The sequence below is a fragment of the Oleiphilus sp. HI0132 genome, from assembly GCF_001635845.1.
Genome location: NZ_LWGJ01000928.1, coordinates 1 through 4471, shown reverse-complemented (window position 1 = coordinate 4471; position 4471 = coordinate 1). Strand labels below are relative to the sequence as shown.

General features: G+C 40.7%; 5 protein-coding genes. 4 read left to right on the top strand and 1 reads right to left on the bottom strand.

What is annotated here, in order from left to right; translation table 11 throughout:
• Positions 1-33 precede the first annotated feature (33 nt).
• Both A3766_RS10445 and A3766_RS28840 read left to right on the top strand, forming a co-directional pair.
• Positions 34-1692: an alpha/beta fold hydrolase gene (locus A3766_RS10445; RefSeq protein ID WP_068553461.1), complete on the top strand. Its 1659-nt coding sequence runs from the start codon at positions 34-36 to the stop codon at positions 1690-1692.
• A 322-nt stretch (positions 1693-2014) separates the two neighbouring features.
• Entirely contained in the window at positions 2015-2200 is a 186-nt protein-coding gene (locus A3766_RS28840; RefSeq protein ID WP_068508809.1) for an EAL domain-containing protein, read from the top strand.
• Positions 2201-2321: 121 nt separating this feature from the next.
• Here the strand turns inward: A3766_RS28840 and A3766_RS10440 are convergent, their stop codons facing one another.
• A complete protein-coding gene (locus A3766_RS10440; RefSeq protein WP_068554155.1) occupies positions 2322-2990 on the bottom strand; it encodes a glutathione S-transferase in 669 nt (222 codons plus the stop codon).
• 114 nt (positions 2991-3104) lie between these two features.
• Between A3766_RS10440 and A3766_RS10435 the strand changes: the two genes are divergently transcribed.
• Positions 3105-3899 (top strand): AraC family transcriptional regulator, encoded by a 795-nt coding sequence (locus tag A3766_RS10435; protein WP_068552843.1) that lies wholly within the window; start codon positions 3105-3107, stop codon positions 3897-3899.
• A gap of 150 nt (positions 3900-4049) precedes the next feature.
• Positions 4050-4471, top strand: a 422-nt coding sequence (locus A3766_RS10430; protein ID WP_197479518.1) for a methylamine utilization protein, incomplete at its 3' end; no start/stop codon positions are given.

The window sequence follows — 4471 nt, the reverse complement described above, 5'->3', positions numbered from 1 at the left end:
CTAGTTAAGATAATAAAAATAAGGATAAAAATAATGAAGTTAATTAAAACAATTCTAACAGCAAGTATTGCCGCAAGTGTGCTTGTCCCGGCTGCACAAGCTAATAATGATGGATATATCCCCGCACTTAGTTTTGTTGCAGGACTGTTGAACCAAGGTATCTTTCCGACCTCTGATGCCTACACAACAAATGATGACATCATTGTGGAGGCAAATGATGGTGTTGACTTGGCCGCCAATGTCTTTGTTCCTAATGACCTGTCAGAACCAGCACCAGCCATCATTTTTGTAAATAGCTGGGCTCTGAATGAATATGAGTATTTAACACAAGCAGGAGAGTTAGCAGAAAAGGGCTACATCGTTTTTAGTTATAGCACTCGAGGTTTCGGCACATCAGAAGGCATGATTAATACGGCTGGCCCAAAGGACATCGATGATTTTAGCCGTGTGATAGATTACCTTATCGAAAACTATAACGTAGACCCAGAGAGAATAGGGAGTGCGGGTGTTTCCTATGGTTCAGGTATTTCTTTGATTGGCGCAGCACACGACCCTAGAATAAAAGCCGTTTCAGCAATGAGTGCTTGGGGCAGCTTGGCAGATTCGTTATATGGAAACCAAACACCTCGCTTGGTCTGGGGTGAGCTACTAACACTAAGTGGCAACTTACTCGGAAATCTGGACCCAATTGTCGAGCAGCACTGGTCAAATATCAAAAATCAGAACTTAAGTGAGATTCCTGCTGTTATGGAGTGGGCGGGTGTTCGCTCTCCATCCAATTATGTTGATGAGCTTAATACCAATGGTACGGCAGTTTATATCGCCAAAGCTTATGGTGATAATTTGTTCCAACCTAACTCATTAATGAGTATGTTTGAACAGCTTACCGGGCCAAAACATATTGATTTGGTTTCAGGTACTCATGCTTCAGCAGACTTACTTCCTCCAGTCATCGGTGCGGAAGCCTTACCTTGGACAAGTACCTATCAATGGTTTGATCATCACTTAAAGGGTGATAACACGCCGATAGCAAGCGCTAAACCCATTACAATGAAAGTGAAGTTTGAAGATCAGTACGATAGCTTTGACCACTTCCCTATAGAAGATTCCAGTACAGAAACCTTTTACTTACACCCTCGCTCAGCCTTCGATGATGGTGATATGGAGAGCTACCCATACTGGAGCTTCTTCGGCAGAGACAACACAATCAATGCTTGGGCCGGTACCTTATTTAGCACGCAGATTCCGCTGTTATCACAAATTCTTGAGCAGTTAGAGGTGCCTATCTTAGCGAGTATTCCAGCCGCCTCGGATATTAGAAGTATCCATTGGAAATCGAGCTGGCTGAGCGAAGAAATGCAAATACGTGGGAATCCTTCAGTATCACTACAGATACAACCAAAGCACGATGAGATCCAGCTAGTTGCTTATCTTTATGACATGAATGCTTTGGGTGTTGGAAAATTAATAACTCATGGCGCGATTACATTGCCAGACACAAACTCCGGCGAAAAAATTTCTGTCGACTTCGATCTAGTAACGACAGCATACGATGTACCCGCGGGTCATCGCCTTGTTCTAGCTGTTGATACCAAAGACCCACAATATCAATCTCCAACGGGTGTCGATTACTTTGTGGATTTTGAATATAGCAGCAATAAACAGTCAACTTTGAAAGTGCCAACGCTCTAATTATACATCCTGAAATTGTTTACCAAGTTAGAGGCATATCTTGTTACTGAGATATGCCTCTTTATTATCTAGATAATTCCTACCACGATAAGTTCACATTCTCGATTGAGTGTCTTATTCGCCAAAGATCCTGTCCCATTGGCGGATGTTAATAAGCTTCTTCTAGATTTATTCTATTTTTAGACACTTTAACTTCTACTAGAAAGAAGGTGAAAGCGTCAAACGAAAATGTGAGCCCGACGATTTCTTGGGCTATCACGTGTAACCAAGAGTCAGGCAGGTTAGCTGTTAATACATACCCCTTCGAAGCCCATATTGTGATTTGATTAAGACAATAATCTCTTTAGGCGACACTTTTAAGCTTTCGTTGATTGCTGAAGGTGTAGAAACGAAAGCACAAGAGAGTGAACTAATTAAACTGGGCTGTATTCAAGCTCAGGGTTATCTTTATTCAAAGCCTGTCGATAGCATTGTATTTCATGAACAATTTATCGCTTCTTTAACATAGGGTGTGGTGATTAACAGCGGGTGTGATTGACCTGTGGAAAAGAAGGTCTAGCGGAGACCTTCTTTGTTAGGGCCAGGGAGACGGTTGCTGTTGTTAATATGTTGTATAGCGTTAAGCCAGACTATGCGTAATCGTAATCACCAGCTGCATTTATGGCGGCCTGGTATGCGGGCCTAGCATGAATACTGGCAACATAATTGCTAATATTAGGATGTGTTTCGGGAGTTGCCAGGCCTCTTGCGCAGGCTGCTTCTAGTGGAAAAATCATTTGAAAATCAACACCACTCAAGGCATCACCACAGAACCAAGAACGTCCATTTAAGTAATGATTGATATAGCTTAAATGTGTGATTAAATTTGGCTTTATAAAGGTAGAAATTGCTTTTTCGGCGATCTTTTTTGCAATAGGTCTAGCAAAAAAAGGCATCGGGCTGGTTTTAACCTTATCAAATACAAGCTTCATAACGAGATAAGGCATCAATGAACCTTCAGCATAGTGCATCCAGTATTGGTAGTTTAAATATTCTTCAGTGTTGATTTCCGGCTTTAGATTTGGAGCGTACTGATTCACTAGATAATCGATGATAACCGCAGACTCTGCAATTTTATTTTCGCCATCTTCCAAGATCGGAGCCTTACCAAGAGGGTGCACTTCCTTAAGTTTTTCTGGAGCTAGGTAGGTAGTAGGGTCTCGCTGATAGGATTCTATTTCAAAGTCTAGCCCTAACTCCTCTAAGGCCCAAATAACGCGTTGAGATCGTGAATTATTCAAGTGGTGCAACTTAATCATTTCTACATCCTATATACTATTAGTTCATAATAAGAGTTATAGTATTATTTCTATATCATTGGTTCTTGTACTTTCTGATTTAAATTATGTACTTTCGGGTAAGATATGTTTTGGATGAAAAAAACGCTTATAAGAGGGGCGATAAAAGAACATGCACATAATATGCATGAGTTTCTCGTCTGCTTGAGTGGGGGCTTATTAATTGAAGATAGTCTAGCAACATATACACTAAAACAAGGAAGCGCGATCTTTATTCCTTGTAATATGGTGCATAAAATTACCATTTTTGATGGCGAGTCAGCATGTAGCGAAGTACTGCTTGCTTGTATCAAACCCGCCACACTCGACTTAATGCGTTCGCCATGCAATAACGACTTTATAGAAAAACTAAAGCAAGAAACGACACTGTCTCATTCCAATAATGATCAGGGCGACAATCTAGAAAGATGCATTCAAGAAGTTGATGCACTCTCGATGTCACCTTCTCTTTTGAACCAATCATTTGCGGAAAACTGCTTTATAAAAATGCTGCTTCTACATATGGAGAGGCTGCATCAAGACACAGCTCTTTCTAAAATCAGTTTCGATCATATTGATCACATTACTGCATGGGTCAGACGGCATTATGTCGAAGATATCAATTTAGATGATTTGAGCAAGAGGTTTTCAGTATCTCGGAGCCAGCTTACACGAAAATTCAAGCAGAAGTATGGGTTCAGTCTAATTGAGTTTGTTCTGCAACTGCGTTTCGATGATGCTGCAAAGCAACTCGCGTTTTCTAAAAAGGACATTACTCGCATTGCCCTAGACATAGGATTCAATAATCTCAGTCACTTTCACAGGCAGTTTAAAAAACGTTTTGGCATGACGCCGCTTTCTTTTCGTAATATGACCGCTCAATCGAGTTAGACAATTGCTTAGCCAAGTATTTATAACAAAACAGAGTTTCATCACATGGTCTAGACTGTTCGTTCTAAACTCTAATAATGTTGCCAGTTAGTTTTATTTTCGCTTATGTCTACAAATCTTTATACATTCGATCGGGGTTTTATCTTCATCGTGACATGGCTGTCATTTAATATCTGTCAGGCTGCTGGAATTGTCGATATAACGCTTCAAGATCAAAATGGCCAAGCACTTGTCGATGGTGTCGTTTATTTTCAAGTCGAATCTGAATATGCTTCCTTGTCTGGCAATAAGCGTATTCCATCGAACTTGATAATGGATCAGAAAAATAGGCAATTCGCCCCTCATGTATTGATTGCTCAGGTCGGTGATTTAGTGAGCTTTCCGAATAGCGACAATATTAGACATCATGTTTATTCGTTTTCAGAGCCAAAGCGCTTTGAAATAAAGCTTTACGCCGACAAGCCGGAATCTCCTATCAAGTTTGAAACGCCAGGCGTCGTGGCACTAGGGTGCAATATACACGATTCAATGCTTGGGTATATTTTGGTTATAGATACACCTTATGCAAGCAA